General features: G+C 70.0%; 22 protein-coding genes. 11 read left to right on the top strand and 11 right to left on the bottom strand.

Going from position 1 to position 19,710, the window contains the following annotated elements; translation table 11 throughout:
• Positions 1-40 precede the first annotated feature (40 nt).
• Both NUG20_RS13280 and purE read right to left on the bottom strand, forming a co-directional pair.
• A complete protein-coding gene (locus NUG20_RS13280; RefSeq protein ID WP_263394932.1) occupies positions 41-1,192 on the bottom strand; it encodes a 5-(carboxyamino)imidazole ribonucleotide synthase in 1,152 nt (383 codons plus the stop codon).
• Positions 1,189-1,692 (bottom strand): 5-(carboxyamino)imidazole ribonucleotide mutase, encoded by a 504-nt coding sequence (purE, locus tag NUG20_RS13285; RefSeq protein WP_263394933.1) that lies wholly within the window; start codon positions 1,690-1,692, stop codon positions 1,189-1,191. The genes NUG20_RS13280 and purE overlap by 4 nt, the downstream gene beginning before the upstream one ends.
• Positions 1,693-1,750: 58 nt before the next feature.
• Between purE and NUG20_RS13290 the strand changes: the two genes are divergently transcribed.
• The 4 genes from NUG20_RS13290 to NUG20_RS13305 all read left to right on the top strand — a co-directional run bounded on the left by NUG20_RS13290 (position 1,751) and on the right by NUG20_RS13305 (position 4,686).
• The gene (locus NUG20_RS13290; RefSeq protein ID WP_263394934.1) at positions 1,751-2,020 is read left to right on the top strand and encodes a Trm112 family protein; all 270 of its coding nucleotides are present in this window, start codon (positions 1,751-1,753) and stop codon (positions 2,018-2,020) included.
• Positions 2,017-2,895 (top strand): carboxylating nicotinate-nucleotide diphosphorylase, encoded by an 879-nt coding sequence (gene nadC, locus NUG20_RS13295; protein ID WP_263394935.1) that lies wholly within the window; start codon positions 2,017-2,019, stop codon positions 2,893-2,895. Before NUG20_RS13290 ends, nadC begins: the two co-directional genes overlap by 4 nt.
• Before the next feature lie 64 nt (positions 2,896-2,959).
• Complete coding sequence (locus NUG20_RS13300) at positions 2,960-4,063, top strand: DUF2272 domain-containing protein (RefSeq protein WP_263394936.1); 1,104 nt, start codon at positions 2,960-2,962, stop codon at positions 4,061-4,063.
• A gap of 278 nt (positions 4,064-4,341) precedes the next feature.
• Entirely contained in the window at positions 4,342-4,686 is a 345-nt protein-coding gene (locus NUG20_RS13305; RefSeq protein WP_263394937.1) for a DUF3301 domain-containing protein, read from the top strand.
• A 240-nt stretch (positions 4,687-4,926) separates the two neighbouring features.
• On the opposite strand, the gene NUG20_RS13310 is transcribed toward NUG20_RS13305, so the two are convergent.
• From NUG20_RS13310 to NUG20_RS13345, 8 genes are all read right to left on the bottom strand, one after another.
• Entirely contained in the window at positions 4,927-5,361 is a 435-nt protein-coding gene (locus NUG20_RS13310; RefSeq protein ID WP_263394938.1) for a ClpXP protease specificity-enhancing factor, read from the bottom strand.
• 78 nt (positions 5,362-5,439) lie between these two features.
• The gene (locus NUG20_RS13315; protein WP_010342124.1) at positions 5,440-6,075 is read right to left on the bottom strand and encodes a glutathione S-transferase N-terminal domain-containing protein; all 636 of its coding nucleotides are present in this window, start codon (positions 6,073-6,075) and stop codon (positions 5,440-5,442) included.
• Positions 6,076-6,248: 173 nt separating this feature from the next.
• Complete coding sequence (locus NUG20_RS13320) at positions 6,249-6,995, bottom strand: cytochrome c1 (protein ID WP_263394939.1); 747 nt, start codon at positions 6,993-6,995, stop codon at positions 6,249-6,251.
• Entirely contained in the window at positions 6,992-7,132 is a 141-nt protein-coding gene (locus NUG20_RS13325; protein WP_263394940.1) for a hypothetical protein, read from the bottom strand. The genes NUG20_RS13320 and NUG20_RS13325 overlap by 4 nt, the downstream gene beginning before the upstream one ends.
• A 4-nt stretch (positions 7,133-7,136) precedes the next feature.
• On the bottom strand, positions 7,137-8,399 hold the full coding sequence (locus NUG20_RS13330) for a cytochrome b (RefSeq protein ID WP_263394941.1): 1,263 nt from the start codon (positions 8,397-8,399) through the stop codon (positions 7,137-7,139).
• Positions 8,400-8,402: 3 nt separating this feature from the next.
• Positions 8,403-9,026 carry a ubiquinol-cytochrome c reductase iron-sulfur subunit gene (gene petA, locus NUG20_RS13335; RefSeq protein ID WP_263394942.1) on the bottom strand — a complete coding sequence of 208 codons (624 nt, stop codon included), beginning with the start codon at positions 9,024-9,026 and terminating at the stop codon, positions 8,403-8,405.
• Between the two features lie 136 nt (positions 9,027-9,162).
• Positions 9,163-10,125 (bottom strand): lytic transglycosylase domain-containing protein, encoded by a 963-nt coding sequence (locus tag NUG20_RS13340; RefSeq protein ID WP_263394943.1) that lies wholly within the window; start codon positions 10,123-10,125, stop codon positions 9,163-9,165.
• A gap of 295 nt (positions 10,126-10,420) precedes the next feature.
• Entirely contained in the window at positions 10,421-11,380 is a 960-nt protein-coding gene (locus NUG20_RS13345; protein ID WP_263394944.1) for a helix-turn-helix transcriptional regulator, read from the bottom strand.
• A gap of 74 nt (positions 11,381-11,454) precedes the next feature.
• On the opposite strand from NUG20_RS13345, the gene NUG20_RS13350 reads away from it, so the two are divergent.
• Positions 11,455-12,078 (top strand): glutathione S-transferase family protein, encoded by a 624-nt coding sequence (locus tag NUG20_RS13350; protein ID WP_263394946.1) that lies wholly within the window; start codon positions 11,455-11,457, stop codon positions 12,076-12,078.
• Positions 12,079-12,149: 71 nt separating this feature from the next.
• On the top strand, positions 12,150-13,574 hold the full coding sequence (gene miaB / locus NUG20_RS13355; RefSeq protein WP_263394947.1) for a tRNA (N6-isopentenyl adenosine(37)-C2)-methylthiotransferase MiaB: 1,425 nt from the start codon (positions 12,150-12,152) through the stop codon (positions 13,572-13,574).
• Between the two features lie 163 nt (positions 13,575-13,737).
• Here the strand turns inward: miaB and NUG20_RS13360 are convergent, their stop codons facing one another.
• The gene (locus NUG20_RS13360; RefSeq protein WP_263394948.1) at positions 13,738-14,529 is read right to left on the bottom strand and encodes a helix-turn-helix domain-containing protein; all 792 of its coding nucleotides are present in this window, start codon (positions 14,527-14,529) and stop codon (positions 13,738-13,740) included.
• Between the two features lie 120 nt (positions 14,530-14,649).
• On the opposite strand from NUG20_RS13360, the gene NUG20_RS13365 reads away from it, so the two are divergent.
• The 5 genes from NUG20_RS13365 (at position 14,650) to NUG20_RS13385 (ending at position 19,689) form a co-directional block, all read left to right on the top strand.
• Positions 14,650-16,059: an FAD-binding oxidoreductase gene (locus NUG20_RS13365; RefSeq protein WP_263394949.1), complete on the top strand. Its 1,410-nt coding sequence runs from the start codon at positions 14,650-14,652 to the stop codon at positions 16,057-16,059.
• Between the two features lies 1 nt (position 16,060).
• The gene (locus NUG20_RS13370; protein WP_263394950.1) at positions 16,061-16,942 is read left to right on the top strand and encodes a class I SAM-dependent methyltransferase; all 882 of its coding nucleotides are present in this window, start codon (positions 16,061-16,063) and stop codon (positions 16,940-16,942) included.
• Between the two features lie 235 nt (positions 16,943-17,177).
• Positions 17,178-18,164, top strand: a complete 987-nt coding sequence (locus NUG20_RS13375) for a PhoH family protein (RefSeq protein ID WP_263394951.1) — start codon at positions 17,178-17,180, stop codon at positions 18,162-18,164.
• Positions 18,161-18,715: a hypothetical protein gene (locus NUG20_RS13380; RefSeq protein WP_263394952.1), complete on the top strand. Its 555-nt coding sequence runs from the start codon at positions 18,161-18,163 to the stop codon at positions 18,713-18,715. Before NUG20_RS13375 ends, NUG20_RS13380 begins: the two co-directional genes overlap by 4 nt.
• Positions 18,703-19,689, top strand: coding sequence for a hypothetical protein (locus NUG20_RS13385; protein WP_263394953.1), 987 nt, complete (start codon positions 18,703-18,705; stop codon positions 19,687-19,689). The genes NUG20_RS13380 and NUG20_RS13385 overlap by 13 nt, the downstream gene beginning before the upstream one ends.
• Positions 19,690-19,710 lie beyond the last annotated feature (21 nt).

Here is a 19,710-nt window from a genome sequence, read left to right on the forward strand (position 1 = left end):
CACGCCCAGGCGCGGCCTGGGCGCGACCTCCTCGGCCCGCTCAGCCCTGCGCGCGCAGTCTCTCGATCACCGGCGCGACCTGGTCGCCACGCTGCAATTGCGCGCCGACCGTCTGCAGCGCCTGCGCCAGGGCCGCCGGCGTGTCCTCGCGCAACGTGGCATGGCCGACCTTGCGGCCGTCGCGCGACTCCTTGCCGTAGTCGTGCCAATGGCCGCCGGGCTGCGCCAGCACCGGCGCGGCGTCGGGCATCTGCCCGATCCAGTTGAGCATGCAGGCATGGCCGAGCATGCGCGTGGACCCCAGCGGCAGGCCCAGCACCGCGCGCAGGTGGTTCTCGAACTGCGAGGTCTCCGCGCCTTCGATGGTCCAGTGCCCGGAGTTGTGCACCCGCGGCGCCATCTCGTTGGCGAGCAGTTCGCCGTCGCGGCAGAACAGTTCCAGCGCGAACACGCCCACGTACTGCAGCCGCTCGGCCAGCGCCTGCGCGTGGCCGATGGCGGCCTGCGCCAGCGCCGCGTCGGCCTGCGCCGGGGCCAGGCTGGCCGACAGCACGCCCTGCACATGCCAGTTCTCGGTCAGCGGCCAGGTCCGGAACTCGCCGTCGCGGCCGCGCACCGCGACCACGCTGATCTCGCGCTGGAACGGCACGAAGGCTTCCACGATCAGGCCGACGCTGGACGCCTGCGCGCCCAGCGCGGCCCACGCCGCATCGGCGTCGGCCGCGGACTTGATCCGGAACTGACCCTTGCCGTCGTAGCCCAGGCGCCGGGTCTTGAGAATGCACGGGGTGCCGACCTGCGCCAGCGCCGCGTCCAGTTCGGCGCGGCTGGCGACCGCGGCGAAATCGGGCACCGGGATGCCCAGCTCGCGGAACAGGGTCTTCTCGGCCAGCCGATCCTGCGCCACCGCCAGCGCGCGCGGATTCGGGAACACCGGCACCTGCCCCGCCAGCCATTCGGCGCTGGCCGCCGGCACGTTCTCGAAATCGAAGGTGGCCACGTCGACCTTGGCCGCGAACGCGGCCAGCGCCGTCTCGTCGCGGTAGTCGCCGACCTGCAGCGGCGCGACCTGGCCGGCGCAGGCGTCGGCCACCGTATCCAGCATCACGAAGCGCAGGCCCAGCGGCGCGCCGGCCACGGCGAGCATGCGCGCCAGTTGGCCGCCGCCCAGGATTCCGACAGTGGTGGTCATTGGCGCGGATCGTCCTTGGCCATCACCTCGTCGGTCTGGCGCTGGCGGAAATCGTCCAGCGCCGCGGCGATATCCGCGTGCTCGGCGGCCAGCATCGCCGCGGCGAACAGCGCGGCATTGGCCGCGCCGGCATTGCCGATCGCAAAGGTGGCCACCGGAATGCCCGCCGGCATCTGCACGATCGACAGCAGCGAGTCCATTCCGTTCAGCGCCTTGGACTGCACCGGCACGCCGAGCACCGGCACGGCGGTCTTGGCCGCGAGCATGCCCGGCAGATGCGCGGCGCCGCCGGCGCCGGCCACGATCGCGCGCAGGCCGCGCGCGGACGCCGCTTCGGCATAGGCGAACAGCACGTCCGGGGTGCGGTGCGCGGACACCACCTTCACTTCGTAGGGCACGCCCAGCGCATCGAGTTTCTGCGCCGCATGCTGCATGGTCTCCCAGTCGGAACGGGAACCCATCACGATGCCGACGAGCGGCGCGGTTTGCTTGGAGGTCATGGCCGTCCCCTGCCTTAAAGACGTATTCTAGCCGTCTTCCACGCAAGACGAAGACCGGATGGACCGCAAACTGCTCGACCTGCTGTGCTCGCCCGACACCCGCCAACCGCTGGCCCTGCTGGATGCGCGCGGCCTGGAGGCGCTGAACCGCGCCATCGCCGCCGGCACCGTGCAGCGCGCCGACGGCAGCCCGCAGGCGCAAGCGCTGCGCGAGGCGCTGATCACCCGCGACCGCAAGCAGGTGTTCCGCGTCGACGACGGCATCCCGGTGCTGCTGGCCGAAGAAGCGATCGGCACCGCCCAGCTCGCCGACTTCCCCGGCAAATGAGCGGCGACGTGGCGCCGCCGCAGGCGCCGGCACAGGCATCGATCGACGCCGACGTGGCGCGCGCGCTGGCCGAGGACCTGGGCAGCGGCGACGTCACCGCCGCGCTGCTGCCGGACCGCGCCGACAGCGCCTATCTGCTGTGCAAGCAGGACGCGGTGATCGCCGGCCGGCCCTGGTTCGACGCCTGCCACCGCGCGCTCGACCCGCAGGTGCGGATCGACTGGCGCATCGCCGAGGGCGAGCGCGTCGCCGCCGGCACGGTGCTGGCCCTGCTGCACGGGCGCAGCCGCGCGCTGGTCAGCGCCGAGCGCGCCTCGCTGAACTTCCTGCAGACCCTGTCCGCCACCGCCACCGCCACCGCCGCCTACGTGGCCGCGGTCGCCGGCACCGGCGCGCGCATCCTCGACACCCGCAAGACCCTCCCCGGCCTGCGCCTGGCGCAGAAGTACGCGGTGCGCTGCGGCGGCGGCAGCAACCACCGCTTCGGGCTGTACGACACGGTGATGTTGAAGGAAAACCACATCCGCGCCGCCGGCTCGCTGACCACGGCGGTACATGCCGCGCGTGCGCAGTGGCCGGCGCTGCCGCTGGTGGTCGAGGTGGAAACGCTGGCGCAGCTGCGCGAAGCGCTGACGGTCGGCTGCGACCGCATCCTGATCGACGATTTCGACGCCGCACAGCGCCGCGAGGCGGTGGCGATCGCCTCAGCCGCACCGTTCAATCGCGCGATCCCGCTGGAAGTCTCCGGCGGCGTCGACCTGGACGGCGTGCGCGCGATCGCCGCCGACGGCGTGGACTGCATCTCCATCGGCGCGCTGACCAAGCACGTGCAGGCGGTGGATCTGTCGCTGAAGCTGGGACCGCCGCCGCACTGACTTCACGGCCGCGGCCACACCGCTCTGCGACGCTGCACATCTCCCCCTATTCACCGAGTTGTCGATGGCCCGTTCCAGGTTCGCGTTGTTGTGTGCCGCGTTGTGTGCCGCCGCCCTGTTTCCCGCCGGCCGCGCGGCCGCCGCGGAGGTGTGCGACCTGCCGCCGCGCTACGGCCTGACCGCGACCGCCGTGGCCATCGTGCGCACCGCCTGCAACGAGCATCGCCTGTGGTGGCGGCCGTTCATCGATGGCGAAGGCCGCCTCGCCGGGCTGCGCGTGACCGAGGCCGAACGCGGCTACCTCGCCGACCACGGCATCGAAGCCTGGCAGCGCGTGGCCGCCTACTGGCGCGACAGCGGCACGCTGGGCGCGATGGGCGGCAGCGACGGCGCCGCCAGCTGCCAGCAGCTGGACGGCTCGCGCTACCGGCAAACCGACTGCCGCGCGTTCATCGTCGACAACCCATGGTCGGCGGCGTTCGTGTCGTATGTGATGGTGCGCGCCGGCGTCAGCGGCTTCCACACCTCGGTGCGGCACATCGACTACATCCGCGCCGCCTACCAGGGCGGCGCCAACGGCCTGCCGTACCGCTATGCCGATCCGCAGCAGGACAAGCCAGCGCCGGGCGACCTGCTGTGCTTCCTGCGCGGGCGCAAACAGCCGCTGGGTGCGGCCGGGCTGCGTGAGGCGCTGGCGCGCGGCGGCGCGCTGCCGTGGGAATCGCATTGCGACGTCGTGGTCGCGGCCAACGTCGGCGGCGACCACACGCTGTACCTGATCGGCGGCAACGTGCTCAACGCGGTGACCATGCGCAAGCTGCCGCTGGACCGCGCCGGGCGCCTGCAGTTGGAAGCGCCGCTGGCGCAGGACCAGGTCGGCGACGACGGCGCCGGCCTGGAATGCACGCCCGGCCGCGAGGAACTGTGCGACTTCAACCGCCAGGACTGGGCGGCGCTGCTGCAGCTGCAACCGCAGGCGCAGTTGCTGCCGCCGGTGACGCCGGGCGTGGTTCCTGCAGTGGATCCGGTCGCGCCGCAGGTCCCGCTGCCGGCCGCTGCGCCGATGGTGCCACCGGCTGCATCCGGCACTGCGCCAGCCACGCCGGCGGCTGCGCCGGCGACGCCCGTGCCGCAACCGCAAACGACCGAACCGCTGCCGGGGCGCTAGCGTTTTATCGACTGCTTGCGGCTTCCAGGATCCATGACGGTTCGTCTCAAGCCATCAGTCGCAGCGGGCTTTGTCGGTGAGGCGCGTCGCGACTGAAGTCGCTCCCACAAGAAGCCACCAGCCGCACACGAAAACTCTCCGTCCGCAATCCGCGTCCCGCTCTCGAATCCCGGCCGCGGCCCGAAATCCCGAATCCCGAATCCCCAGTCCCGAGTCCCGAGTCCCGACTCCCCAACCCAGCATTGCCGCCGCACCCGCCCGCTCGCTACAGTGACGCCATGCCCAGCCTGATCCTGTTGATGATTGCCGGCGCCGCGGTGTTCGCGTTCTGGAACGCGTCGCGCGCTGCCGCCGAACGTGCCGAGAGCCTCGGCCGCAATGCCTGCAAGGCCGCCAATGTGCAGTGGCTGGACCAGAGCGTGCACGGCACCGGCCTGCGCCTGCGGCGCCTGCCCAACGGCTGGCTGGGCTTCGAACGGACCTTCCGCTTCGATTATTCCTACGATGGCGTCGATCGCCACAGCGGCCGCCTGGTGTTGCTCGGCGACCAGCTGATCGCCTTCACCGGGCCATCGGTGGCCACGGTCACGGCGCTGCACGAAGGGCGTCCGCCGCTCGAGTGAGGCCTGGCAGGGTCTCTGCGCGAAGGCCATCTGCTCAAAGGGCGTTGTATTGCGGGGATCGTCCGCGTGGCAGCGCGCCAGCATCTGATCGCGCCTGAAGCGCTCCTACGGTGCTTTGTCAGACAAGGGCGAACCGCGTTCTGCTGGCGAAGCAGTGACCGAGTGGCGCAGTAGCGAACAATCGCGCTGCAGCCGCACTCGCGTCCGCGCGATGCGCACGGACGCCGGCCGCAAATCGCCTTACTTGACCACGCGCAGGTGCGGACGCTTGCCGCCGGCGCTGTCGTCGGAGCCGCTGGGACGCGGCGGCGGCGTGTCGTCGCCCGGCGGCTCGGTGGCGCCGTGGATGTCGTCCGGCAGCGCCATGCCCTGCCCGGTCTCGCGCGCGTACACCGCCAGCACCGCGGCCATCGGCACCTGCACCGGATAGCTGACGCCGCCGAAGCGCGCGGTGAAGCTGACCCCGTCGTTGTCGATCTGCAGGCGCACCACCGCACGCTCGGCGATATTGAGCACCACCCTGCCGTCCTTGACCGCGCTCTGCGGCACCTGCACGTTCGGCAGGCCCGCATCCACCAGGATGTGCGGCGTCATGCCGTTGTCGTTGATCCACTCCACCAGCGCCCGCAGCAGGTACGGGCGATGGCTGGTCATGCGGGAAATATCGTCGGTCATGCGCCAATTCTACGCGCCAGCACGCGAAGGCGCCGGCGCAACTCAGGAAACACCGGATGCGCCACGCGCGGCCGGAAATCAGGCCGGCAGGTCGCGCAGTTTCTTTTCCTGGTCCGTCAGGCTGCGGATGAAACCGGGATTGCGGAAGATGCGGTTGCCGTAGTCCTCGATCGCCTTGCCGTCCTTGGGCAGCGGAATGTCCAGCGCCTGCAGGCGCCAGATGATCGGCGCCATCGCGCAGTCGGCCAGGCTCATTTCCGGGTTGAGGAAGAACTTGCTGGCCTTGAACAGCGGCACCGAGGCGGTCAGCAGCTCCTTGAGCCGCTTGCGCCCGGCTTCGGCCTGGGCCTTGTTGCCAAGCTGGATCGCCTGCACCTGCGGCACCCAGTCGTGCTCGATGCGCAGCATGGCCAGGCGCAGGCGCGCGCGCGACAGCGGATCGACCGGCATCAGCGGCGGATGCGGATAGCGCTCGTCCAGGTATTCGCTGACCACGGAAGCGGCGTACAGCACCAGCTCGCGCTCCACCAGGGTCGGCACCGAATGGTAGGGATTGAGGTCGATCAGGTCTTCCGGGGGATTCTGCGGATCCACCGCCACGAAATCGTAGGTCACGCCCTTTGCGGCGAGCACCAGACGCACGCGGTGGCACAGCACGTCATCCGTGGAAGAAAACAACGTCAGGGTATTTCGCATGCGCAAACTCGCCGCCATTCAAGGCTCTCCGACGACCGGAATCCGCCGGCCGCATCGATGCCGCCAACACCTTGCTGACGGTCATCACGGCCCCTGAGTGTGCAACCCTCGCTGGCAAAAGCCAATAGGATGAACAGGGGATCGGGTCAGCTACGATGCAGCCGGCGCCGGCGCGAGGCCGACGACGGCGCTCAGTGCACGTCCTTCCAGTATTCCGTCTTCAGCAGATAGGCCAGGAAGGTCAGCAGCGCCAGGAACAGCACCACCCACACGCCCAGGCTCTGCCGCTTCAGCGCCGCCGGTTCGCCGGCGTATTCGAGGAAATTGCTGATGTCGCGGACCGTCTGGTCGAACTGCGCCGGGGTTTGCTTGCCCGGCGTGCCCAGCTGCAGCCGCTCCACCGGCTTGTCCACGCCCGGTTGCTCGGCCTTGCCGTAGACCGGCTGCTGCAGCCCCTGCAGCTCCCAGAGCGGATTGGGCATCGAGGCATTGGCGAACAGCTTGTTGTTCCAGCCCAGCGGACGCGACTGGTCCAGGTAGAACGACTTGAGGTAGGTGTAGACCCAGTCGGTGCCGCGCACGCGCGCGATCAGGCTCAGGTCCGGCGGCGCCTTGCCGAACCACTTGGTCGCCGCATCGTGCGGCATCGCCGCCTCGATGTGCTCGCCGACCTTGGCGCCGGTGAAGTTGAGGTTGGCCATCACCTCGTCCTCGCTCAGGCCCAGGTCCTCGGCCATGCGCGAATAACGCAGGTACTTCAGCGAATGGCAGCCGGAGCAGTAGTTCATGAACAGCTTGGCGCCGCGCTGCAGCGAGGCGCGGTCGCCGAGGTCGTTGCCGGCCTGCTGGGTGGCGCCGCCCTCGGCAGCCATCGCCGAGACGGACAACAACAGGGCGGATGCGAAGCAGGCCAGGACGGCGATCAGGCGCTTGCTCATAGCGAGCCCCCCGTTGCCGCAGCGAACAGGGAGACGATCGCCTGCTTGCCCCAGAACACGATCTGCCCCACCGGCAGCAGGTAGCTCATTGCGGACAGCAGCGAGACGGTTGCGAAGCAGGCCAGCACGGCGATCATGGGCTTAGTCATGGGTGGTCACCCGCTCCGGCACCGGCTTGGTCCGGTCCAACGTGGTCCAGATCGGCATGGTCAGGAAGAATCCGAAATAAAGCACGGTCAGCACGCGCCCGATGTAGGTCTCGCTGGCCTCGGTGCCGGGACCGGACCCGATCACCCCGAGCCAGACGAAGCACACGGCGAGCACGCCCAGCATCACCTTGGAGATCCAGCCGCGGTAGCGGATCGACTTGACCTTGGCGCGGTCCAGCCACGGCACCAGGAACAGGATCGCGATCGCCGAGAACATCACCAGCACGCCGCCGAGCTTGTTCGGTACCACCCGCAACATCGCGTAGTACGGCGTGTAGTACCACACCGGCTTGATGTGCTCGGGCGTGACCAGGCGGTTGGCCTCAGTGAAGTTGTCGTGCTCCAGGAACAGGCCGCCGAACGCAGGCACGAAGAAGATGATGAAGGCGCCGATCATCAGCAGGAAGCCGACCCCGACCATGTCCTTGACCGTGTAGTACGGGTGGAACGGAATGCCATCGGCCGGCTTGTTCGGATCCCAGCGGTTGCCCTTGGGGCCCTTCTTGATGTCCACGCCGTCGGGATTGTTGGAACCGACCTCGTGCAGCGCGCCCAGGTGCAGCACCACCAGCAACAGCAACACCAGCGGCAGCGCGATCACGTGCAGCGCGAAGAAGCGGTTGAGGGTGGCGTCGGAGGGCAGGTAGTCGCCCATGATCCACTCGGTCAGGCCGTTGCCGATCACCGGGATCGCGCCGAACAGCGAGATGATCACCTTGGCGCCCCAGAACGACATCTGCCCCCACGGCAGCACGTAGCCCATGAACGCTTCGGCCATCAGCACCAGGTAGATCAGCATGCCCAGGATCCACACCAGCTCGCGCGGCTTCTTGTAGCTGCCGTAGAGCAGGCCGCGGAACATGTGCAGGTACACCACGATGAAGAACAGCGAGGCGCCGGTGGAGTGCATGTAGCGGATCAGCCAGCCCCACTCGACGTCGCGCATGATGTACTCGACCGAGTTGAACGCCTCGGCCGCGCTGGTCTTGTAGTGCATCGTCAGGAAGATGCCGGTGACGATCTGGTTGACCAGCACCACCATCGCCAGCGAACCGAAGTAGTACCAGATGTTGAAGTTCTTCGGCGCGTAGTACTCGCTGACGTGCTTGCGGTAGAACGGCATCAGCCCCGGCGCGCGCTCGTTGACCCAGCCGAACACGTTGCCCGCGGTGCGGGTAAGGATATTGTCAGCCATGGCTTAGGCGGCCCCCTTCGCGGACGCACTCGGATCGACGCCGATGATCAGCGTGTTGTCGTCCTGGTAGTGATGCGGGGGTACCAGCAGGTTGATCGGCGCCGGCACGCCCTGGAACACGCGCCCGGCCATGTCGAAGCGCGACTTGTGGCAGGGACAGAAATAGCCGCCCTTCCATTCCGGATCGTAGGGCTCGGGGCGGATCTCGGCGACCATCTCCGGCGAGCAGCCCAGGTGCGTGCACAGCCCGACCAGCACCGAGATATCGGGCTTGATCGAACGGCCCTCGCCCTTGATGTAGGCCGGCTGCTGGTCGGTGACCTCGGACTTGGGGTCCTTGAGCCGCCCATCCAGCGTCGGCAGCGCATCCAGGATCGCCTTGGAGCGCTTGACGATCCAGATCGGCTGACCGCGCCACTCCAGGATCAGGCGCTGGCCTTCCTGCAACGCACTGATGTCCGCGGTGACCGGCGCGCCGGCCAGTTTGGCCTTGGCGCTGGGGTTCCACGACTTGATGAAAGGAACCGCGACGAAACCTGCTCCAACCGCGCCCACCACCGCCGTAGTGGCGGTGAGAAAGCGGCGGCGTCCTGCATTTACAGAATCGTTGACCCCATCGTTGGCCATCCGGCACTCCGATTTTTGATTGGGTAGCGTGAGGCTGCCAGCGGCTCGGTGGGGGTCGAGCCGCATAAAATCCACTGCAGTGTAGCGGAACCGTCAACGCGCAGACAATGCATCGTCGCGCAGGCAACGGAATGACTCAATGCGCCGTCGCCAGCACGCCGCGGTAGCGGTCGGCCAGCAAGCCGACGCGCTGCACGTAGCGCTGCGTCTCGCTGTACGGCGGCACCCCGCCATGCTTGTCCACCGCGCCCTCGCCGGCGTTGTAGCCGGCGGCAGCCAGGGTCAGGTTGCCGTTGAAGCGCTTCAACAGCCAGGCCAGGTACTGCACGCCGCCGCGGATGTTCTGCGCCGCATCGAACGAATCGCTGACCCCGAAGCGGCGCGCGGTCGGCGGCATCAGCTGCATCAGGCCCTGCGCGCCGGCGCGGCTCAGCGCCATCGGGTTGTACGCCGACTCGGCATGGATGATCGCGCGCACCACCGCCTCGTCGACCCCGTACTCGCGCGCGGCGGCGGCGATCTCGCTCTGGTAGGCGGTGGTGTTCAACCGCACCGCGCCGAAGTTGAGCCCGGGATTGGCGCAGGCGTAGCAGGTCTCGATGAAGCTGTAGTGGATGGTGCGCACCGCGCCGAGACTGGCGACCTGGGTCGGCCGCGCGCTGGTGTAGTGGCGCACGCCGTCCTTCATATAGGAATAGACCTGACCGCTGACCACCCGCCGCGGCGCGGCGCCATTGCCCGCAGGCACGGGCGCCACCCGCGTCGGCGCCACACTGGCGGCGACCGCCGCCGGTGCCGCGACCGGGGTGCTGATGATGGTGGCCGGGCCGCCGGACTGCGGCGTGGCCAGGGCGATGACGCCACGGCTGGGCGCGCGCTCGGCGGAAACGGACGCCGCGGCAGGCGCAGGCGCAGCGCGCACGGCACGGCGATCGGGCACGTAACGGCTGACCACGCTGCAGCTGGCGCCGGCCACGCGCTTGCTGACGTAGCTGGGCACGCCATCGCCGCCGACGCACTTGTATAGGGTGCCGGCGCTGGCCGGCGTAGCCGACAGCGTGACGATTGCCAGCCCCAGAAGCCCCACCATCCCCTTCATGGCGGCGAGTGTCCCAACTTCGCCGGCACTTGCCAAGTGCGTGCCGCCGCTACCGGGATCGGCGACCCGTTCGCCGAAGCCCGGCCGGCAGCGGGACGGGGGTGCCCGATGCCGCACGGCCGATACCGCCGCCCTGTGCCGAGCCCTTCACCGATCAAGGCTGCAGCCGCCCCGTATGCATGTCGCCGCGGCCGGCACCGAAGTCGCGGACCACCCACGTCGCGCCGCGCCGGACTGGTCACTCTGCCCGCCCGCCTCGCCGGCGCCCGCATCGACGGCAGCGCGCCGCGCCCCGTCATGGCGCCTCCTCGCCGATGCAGGCCGCCGCGTCGCGCAACGCCGCCAGCAGCGCCGGCCGGAGCGCCTGCCCGTCGATCAGTTCGAACGGAACCCCCAGCGTCAGCAGTTCCGCCGCCAGCCAGGCCGGCGACTCGGCGCCCATCGCCAGCCGGCAATCGCCGTCCTCGCCCACCTCCAGCACTCCGCACCACGGCGGGATGCGCGCGGCCAGCTCGGCCGGATCGCCGCGCAGGCGCACCCGCAGCTGCACCGGGAACGGCGCGAAGCTGATCGCCTCGCGCACCATCGTCGCCGGATCGCGCGGCGGCAGCCGCGCCGCGACCGTCTCGCCGAGATGCAGCGGCGCGTCGATGCGGTCGACCCGGAACGTGCGCCAGTCGGCCCGGTCGCGGTCCCAACCCAGCAGGTACCAGCGGCGCCCGTAGTTGATCAGGCGCAGCGGCTCGACGCAGCGCTGGCTGGCCTGGCCCTGGTGGTCGCGGTAGCCGAACCCGAGCAGGCGCCGGTCGCGGCAAGCGCCGGCGATGCCGATCAGCAGGCGGGAGTCCGGCACCGCGAGGTCGTGCCCCAGCGACACGGTCACCGCATGCAGCGCGCCGGCGCGCTGCCGCACCCGCGCCGGCAACAGCGGATCCAGCTTGGCCAGCACCCGCAGCGCCGTATCCTCCAGCCCACTCATGCTCGCCGCGGCCGCGCGCAGCGCCACCGCGACCGCCACCGCCTCGTCCTCTTCGAACAGCAGCGGCAGCATCTGCGCGCCGGCCGCCAGTTGGTAGCCGCCGCCGACGCCGGACGAGGCGCGCACCGGATAGCCCAGGCCGCGCAGGCGCTCGACGTCGCGGCGCAGGCTGCGCCGGTCCACGCCCAGGCGCTCGGCCAGCTCGGCGCCCGGCCAGACCCGGCGGGTCTGCAACAGGGCGATCAGGCGCAGCATGCGGGACGCGGGGGAAGCCATCGCGCCACCGTATTGCGGACACGATCCGTCCGCAATACGGCCTAGCATGAGCGCTCACCGCCAAGGAGCCCGACATGCCCACCGCCGACCGTCGCGTCACCCTGTACCACAACCCCAAATCGCGCTCCAAGGGCGTGCTGATCCTGCTCGAGGAACTGGGCGCCGACTATGCGATCGAACGCCTGGACCTGCAGAAGGGCGAGCAACTGGCGCCGGAATACCTGGCGATCAACCCGATGGGCAAGGTCCCGGCGATCGTGCACCTGGGGTCGCCGATCACCGAACAGGTGGCGATCTACCAGTACCTGGCGGACCTGTACCCCGAGGCCGGGCTGGCCCCGGCGATGGGCGATCCGCGCCGCGGCCCCTACCTGCGCTGGCTGGCGTTCTACGGCTCGGCGTTCGAGCCGGCGGTGCTCGACCGCGCGCTCAAGCGCGAGGCGCCGCCGCGGATGCTGTCGCCCTACGCCGACTGCGACACGGTGATGGGCGTGGTCGACGACCAGCTGGCGCGCGGCGACTACCTGCTCGGCGAGCGCTGCACCGCGGCCGACGTGCTGTGGGGCAGCGCGCTGGGCTGGATGATCGGCTTCGGCCTGATGGACCCGCCGGCGCCGACCCGCGCCTATGTCGAACGCATGGCGGCGCGGCCGGCGGTACAGCGCGCGCAGGCGATCGACGCGGCCGCCGAGGCCTGAGCCGCCTGCGCGGGGCAGCCGGCGCGGGTAGACTAGCCGGCTTCCCTTTCCACCCGCCTGGATTAAGCGCCATGACCGGGACCGCCCTGCATCCCCTGCCCTCCGCCGGCACGCCGACCGCTGCCTTGCCGGTGCGCGGCAAGCTGTACATCAAGACCCACGGTTGCCAGATGAACGAGTACGACTCGGCCAAGATGGCCGACGTGCTCGCCGCCGCCGAGGGCCTGGAGCTGACCGACAACCCCGAAGAAGCCGACGTGGTGCTGGTCAACACCTGCTCGATCCGCGAGAAGGCGCAGGAGAAGGTGTTCAGCCAGCTCGGCCGCTGGAAGGCGCTCAAGGCCGGCGGCAAGCCGGTGATCATCGGCGTCGGCGGCTGCGTGGCCTCGCAGGAGGGCGAGGCGATCGTCAAGCGCGCGCCGTACGTGGACCTGGTGTTCGGCCCGCAGACCCTACACCGCCTGCCGGAGCTGATCCGCGCGCGGCGCGAATCGGGCAAGTCGCAGGTGGACATCAGCTTCCCCGAGGTCGAGAAGTTCGACCGCCTGCCGGAACCGCGCGCCGAAGGGCCGTCGGCGTTCGTATCGATCATGGAGGGCTGCTCCAAGTACTGCTCGTTCTGCGTGGTGCCCTACACCCGCGGCGAGGAGATCAGCCGCCCGTTCGAGGACGTGCTGGTGGAAGTGGCGCAGCTGGCCGCGCAGGGCGTGCGCGAGATCAACCTGCTCGGCCAGAACGTCAACGCCTACCGCGGGCCGTACGCCGATGCCGAGGCCGGCGAGCAGCCGCAGTACGCCGACCTGGGCCTGCTGATCCGCAGCATCGCGCAGATCGACGGCATCGGCCGCATCCGCTTCACCACCTCGCACCCGCTGGAGTTCAGCGATTCGCTGGTCGACGCCTACCGCGACGTGCCGCAGCTGGCCAACTACCTGCATCTGCCGGTGCAGGCCGGCAGCGACCGCATCCTCAGCGCGATGAAGCGCGGCTACACCGCGCTGGAGTTCAAGCAGAAGATCCGCAAGCTGCGCGCGGTGCGCCCGGACATCTCAATCAGCTCGGACTTCATCGTCGGCTTCCCCGGCGAGACCGACGCCGACTTCGACAAGACCATGAAGCTGATCGAGGACGTGGGCTTCGACCAGAGCTTCTCCTTCATCTATTCGCGGCGCCCCGGCACGCCAGCGGCCGATCTGGAAGACGACACGCCCGATGCGGTCAAGCACGCGCGCCTGGCGCGGCTGCAGGCGCACATCAACGCGCACTCGCTGCAGATCTCGCAAGGCATGGTCGGCAGCGTGCAGACGGTGCTGGTCGAAGGCCCGTCGAAGAAGAACCCGGCCGAACTGACCGGCAAGACCGAGAACATGCGCTCGGTGAACTTCCCCGGCGATCCGCGCCTGATCGGCCAGTTCGTCGATGTGGCGATCACCGAGGCGTTGAGCAATTCGCTGCGCGGGCGCATTGCGGCGATTGATACGGCGGCTGGCATCTAGGCTGCCGCGGTGTCGCAACCGGCCGGCGCGAGTGCCGGCCGCATGGCGCAGCCCGCGTCGCCGATAGCGCAGCAGGCCGATTCGCTGATTCATGGGTCCGGCGTGGGCCGGGAACTGCAAGACCGCGCCTGCGTATACAACGCCGGCACAGGCGACAAACGCGCTACGTCGCCCTGGCGCGCCGACGACCGCCGCGCACCGGCGTGGCGGCGACGGGCGTGTCGGCCACGCGCAGGCTGTCGGCCAGCGAGAACACCCACGGCCGCATCGCCACCAGCATGCCGACGCTGCGCCGGCGTTCGTGCGGCAGGCTGACATCCACGTCCGCCGCCTCGCGGAATTCGACCACCAGCCGTTCCAGCTTGCGCCGCAACGCGGCGATCGACGCATCGCCCAGTTCGCGAACCTCCAGCGCCAGCAGCGCCTGCTGTGCATCGAACGCGTCCTGCATGAACTCCCGGCTGGCGGCCCCCAGGTAACGCGCCCGCACCGGACCGTCGTCGCGCCAGGAAAAGTCGCGCGCCACCCGCAGGCGCGTGCGGTCGCCCGGCAGCAGCTCGATCAGGCCGACCCGGTCCAGGCGCGCCAGCAACTGCACCAGCTCGGCATGCGTCATCCCGTAGTCGGTGGCGATCGCCTCGCTGCGCCAGCCCTGGCACAACAGGTGGAAGACCATCATCAGCCGCGGCGCATCGGCCAGCGCCTGCTCCTGGCGCAGGCTGAGCAGGCGCCGCGATTGTCGGGTGCCGCTGGCCGCGCGCGCCAGTTCGAAGAAATCGATCTCCAGGACCTCGCAGATGCGCTCCAGCCGGTCCAGATCCATGCGCCCGGTCGAGAGGATGCGCTTGATCGTCGGCTCGGACACGCCGACCGCGGCGGCCAGATCGGCATAGCGCCAACCGCGCTCCTTCAGCAGTTGCTTCAGCGCAGCGAGCAGACGTTCGCGTTCGAGCATGGGCGCATCGTCGTGGCGGGTGCGACGCACGGTATCACATGGCGATACCTCGATTGCCACGGTTGCGCCTGGCAATACCCGCTGCCACGTTCGCCCGGCCTCCTCATTCGCCTCCAGCCCATGTCATCGTCCTCACTCCTGCGCCACGCCCAACGCGGCGAACGACTGCTCAACGACGTGCATTCGCGGCTCAACGCCACACCCGTGCGCCTGCTGGCTCCGGCCACGCAAGCGGAGGCGGTGGCGATGGTGCGTGCCTGCGCCCACGCCGGCCGCAGCCTCATCGCCGCCGGCGCCCGCCACGCCATGGGCGGCCAGCAGTTCCTGACGCACGGCTGCGTGCTGGACACCTCGGCGCTGGACCGGGTGCTCGCATTCGATGCCGAGCGCGGGTTGTTGACCGTCGAAGCCGGCATCCGCTGGCCGGCGCTGCTGGCGTGGCTGCGCCAGCATCCCGGCAACGCACGCGGCTGGACCATTCGGCAGAAGCAGACCGGCGCCGACGACTTCAGCCTCGGCGGCGCCTTCGCCGCGAACGTGCACGGCCGCGGGCTGCGCTATGCGCCGTTCGTCGAGGACGTCGAAGCGGTGACGCTGATCGACGCGTCCGGCCGCCTGGTGCATGCCAGCCGCCACGCGCAACCGCAGCTGTTCGCCTTGGCCGCCGGCGGCTATGGGCTGTTCGGCCTGGTCGTGCGACTCACCCTGCGGCTGACGCCGCGCCGGGTGCTGCAGCGGCGCGTGCGCCTGCAGCGGGTGGGCGGCCTGCCGCAGGCGTTCGCGCAGGCGATCGCCGATGGCGCGTGCTACGGCGATTTCCAGTTCGCGATCGATCCGGCCAGCGCCGACTTCCTCGATCTGGGCGTGCTGTCGTGCTACTACCCGGCGCCGGCCGCGGCGGTCGCCGCACCCGTGCAGCTGCAGGCCGACGATTTCGCCCGGCTGCTGGGGCTGGCGCATACCGCGCCCTCGCGCGCGTTCGACGAATACGCCAATTTCTACCTGGCCACCGACGGCCAGCACTATCACTGCGATACCCAGCAAAGCGGCGTCTATCTCGACGACTACCACGCGGCGGTGGATCGCAGCCTGGGCCATCGCGGCTCGGACATGATCACCGAACTCTATGTGCCGCGCGCATGCCTGCCCGGGTTCATGGCCCGCGCCGCGGACAGCCTGCGCCGCTGCGCCGCGCACCCGGTCTACGGCACGGTGCGCCTGATCGAACCCGACCCCACCAGCGTGCTGTGCTGGGCACGCGAGAACTGGGCCTGCATCGTCTTCAACCTGCACGTGGCGCACGACCCGGCGGGCCTCGCGCAGGCCGCCGACGCGTTCCGCGCACTGATCGACGATGCGCTGCACTTCGGCGGCAGCTACTACCTGACCTACCATCGCTGGGCCACGGCCGCGCAGCTGCAGGCCGCGCATCCGCGCATCGACGCATTCCTCGCCGCCCAGCGCGAATTCGATCCGCGCGGGCTGTGGCGCAGCGATTGGTACCGCCACATTGCTGCGGCGCGCCGCTGACATGCCGCGGCTGTCCACCGCACAGGTGCTCGCGGCGGCGGCCGTGCTGCAGGCGCGCGCTGGCGCGCCGGCGTCGGCATGGAACGCACGCGTGGCCGCGGCCTGCCTGCAGCACGGCGGCGGCGCCGGCAACGCCCTGCTGCGTGCGACCGGCACGCGGCTGGGGCGTTGCGTGCTGCGCTGGCTCGAGTACGCGCTGCTGCCAGGGATCGGTGCGCACTACGCATGGCGCAAGCGTCGGATCCGCGCCTGGGCCGAACGTGCCTGCGCCGACGGAATGCGGCAGGTGGTGATTCTCGGCGCCGGGTTCGATGCGCTGGGTGCGGAACTGGCGGACCGCATCCCGCACCTGCGTGTCTACGAAGTCGATCTGGCGCATGGGATCGCGATCAAACAGCGCGCGCTGGCGTCGCTGGGGATCGAGCAACCGCGCCTGCACTTCGTGGTGCTGGATCTGGCGCAGGCGTCGCTACCGGCTTCGCTCGCCGACGCCGCGCAGTTCGACCCCGACGCGCCCACGCTGGTGATCGCCGAGGGCGTCCTGATGTATCTGCCCGCGCCGGCGGCGATCCGGCTGCTGCATGGGCTGGCCGGGTTGCTGCGGCGGGCGCGCTGCATCGCCACCACGATGCAGACGCGCGGCGACGGCCACGCGAATTTCCTGCACGCGCGCCCCTGGCTGCGGCGCTGGCTGCGCTGGAGCGGCGAGCCGTTCCGCTGGGGATGCAGCCGCGCCGCGTTGCCGGCGACACTGTTGCCGGCCGGACTGGCGCTGGACACGCTGGCCGACCCCGACGATCCCGCCGACCCGGATCCGTGTCCGGGAGAGTGGTTGTTCGCAGGCAACCTGTCGCCGGGTCCAGCGCCGGTCGCCGGCCGCTGACGCAAGCGCCTGCGCGCAGGCCGCGGCGGCGCATCTTTCCGCTGCACCGCCACGCTTGGCGTGCGGCGCGCTGCCGTATTCGCGACCGCCGCGATCGCATTGTTTTTCCTGCCGGACGGCACGGCGACGTTGCGACGCAGCGCGCGTCGCCTGTTCCTTCACAGCCACGCGCGCTACGCTCTGCGTCCCTATCCAACGACGCTGGCGTCGCATTGCGCGCCGCGGACGAACCTCGATGACCATCCCCGCACAACGCGATTTCACCCTGGAACCCGCCGACACCGAACGCCTGGCCAACCTGGCCGGGCCGTTCGACGCGCACCTGCGCCAGATCGAACTGCGCCTGGGCGTGGAGATCTCCAACCGCGGCAACGTGTACCGGGTCACTGGCCCGGCCACCGCGGTCGCCGCCGCGGAGACCTTGCTGCAGGCGCTGTACGCCGAGGCCGACAGCGTCGTATTCGACGACCAGGCCATCCACCTGCGGCTGAACCAGGCCAATGTCGACCGCGTCGCGCAGCGCGCCTACGAACCGCAGGAAGTGGCGATCAAGGTCAAGCGCGGCACCGTGCGCGGCCGCGGCGCCAACCAGGCCAAGTACCTGCACCAGATCACCACCCACGACATCAACTTCGGCATCGGCCCGGCCGGCACCGGCAAGACCTTCCTGGCGGTGGCCAGCGCGGTCGAGGCGCTGAACGAATCGCGCGTGCAGCGCCTGATCCTGGTGCGCCCGGCGGTGGAAGCCGGCGAGAAGCTCGGCTTCCTGCCGGGCGACCTGAGCCAGAAGGTCGACCCCTACCTGCGTCCGCTGTACGACGCGCTGTACGAGATGCTCGGCGTGGAAAAAGTGGTCAAGCTGCTGGAGAAGAACGTCATCGAGATCGCGCCGCTGGCCTACATGCGCGGCCGCACGCTCAACGATGCCTACGTGATCCTGGACGAGGCGCAGAACACCACCATCGAGCAGATGAAGATGTTCCTGACCCGGCTCGGCTTCGGCTCCACCGCGGTGGTCACCGGCGACCTGACCCAGATCGACCTGCCCAAGCACGTCAAGTCCGGCCTGCGCGATGCGATCGAGGTGCTGCACGAAGTCGAGGGCGTCAGCTTCACCTTCTTCGAGGCGCGCGACGTGGTGCGCCATCCGCTGGTGGCGCGCATCGTCAACGCCTACGAAAAGCGCGATCTCACCGACAAGCTGACCGGCCCGGCGGCGTGACGCCGCGCTGGCCGGACGTCGCGCTGGCCGCCCTGCTCGGCGCGGCCTGCAGCGACGTCGGTCAGGCCCAGATCTCCAGCGCGGACCCGGAAACGCCGCGGCGTATCGCCATCGCCCAGAGCATGGCGCCGCCGTGCCTGTCGATCGCGGTCGAACAGGCGACCATCAGCCTGCCGGGCAACGAACTCATGCGCGCCGTCCAGGGCCGACGCGCCTCGGCCACCGCACCGGAAGACGAAACGCAGCGACAGGCCTGGATCGCAGGCGGGCGCGCGCAGACGTTGCTGGCCATCGCCAGCGACCAACGCGACCGGTTCGGCTGCACCCTCGTCGACCGCAGGCAGGTGCCTGCCGACGGCATGTACCTGGTCGGACGCCTGCTGGAAAGCGGACGCGCCGCGGTGTGGACCACCGCACCGCCAGGCCTGGCCGCCGCGATCGAAGTCAGGCGCAGCAACCCGCAGTGCCGGCACGGGCCGATGGGCCACGCCGCCTACCGCGTGGCTGCCGGCGGACCGCCGCTGCTGATGCTGATCGAGTGCGTCACCTGATCCTGCCGCCCAGCACCGACGCCGGCCAGCCCTGCGCCCCGCTCGGACCTGAGCGCGCGCTCACCTACACTGTCGCCACGTTCCGCACTTGGGGAAGTGCCATGTTCCGTTGTTGCGCGCTGTTGTCTGCCTGTCTGCTGGTCATGGTGTCCGGTGCAGCGTCCGCCAAACCGAAGCAACCGCCCGCCCCAGCGCGCGCCTACGTCGAAAGCAGCTATGTGATCGCGCCGAAAGCGGTGGACGGGCTCTCGCTCACCCGCAGCAAGTACGATCCGGCCGCCAAACTTGCGGGCGTCGGCTTCCACTACGCGATGGCGGACCAGCCGGACCTAGTGATCGATGTCTTCGTCTATCCGGCCGGGCGGCTGGATCCGGCCACGGCGCTCGATGATGGTCTGGTCGCGTTTCGTCGCGACCTGGCGTCGGCAGTGACGCAGGGCACCTATTCACGTCTGGACGAACTGGACCATGCACCGTTCGTGCTGGGCGGCAGCACCGATCCGGCTCCCGAGCCCGCCAACGACATCGATGCCGCGGTGCTGGCGGCCATCGCCGAAACCGAGCGGACGACAGGGGAAAGACTGCGGCTCAGCATGCAGCTGTCGTCCACCGGCATGCCGCTGCGGTCCAGCGGCTACCTGTTCTACAAACAGCTGTACTACTTCAAGGTGCGCGTGTCCGCCGCGCAGTCCAGCATGGCGCAGGACGCCTTCGACGCCCTCGCCGACCGGGTCGCGCGCACGCTGGTCCCGGCCATCCAGGTGGCCAACGTCGGCGGATGCGCTGACGCGACGATCTATCTCGACCCCGACGCCACGCCCGAGCAGGGCGCCGTGGCGCTGGTGCGCCAAACCAGGACCCACCAGGGCTTCAACTGCCATCGCTCGGCCAAGGATGCCGGCGTCGATCGCGACGCCGGCACAGCCGACATGGTCGAGATCGTCTACGCCGCCGACGACTGGACGTCGCGGTGAAGCGCCGCACGCGCGATACTG

This window comes from Xanthomonas sp. CFBP 8443 (assembly GCF_025666195.1).
Classification (GTDB): Bacteria; Pseudomonadota; Gammaproteobacteria; order Xanthomonadales; family Xanthomonadaceae; genus Xanthomonas_A.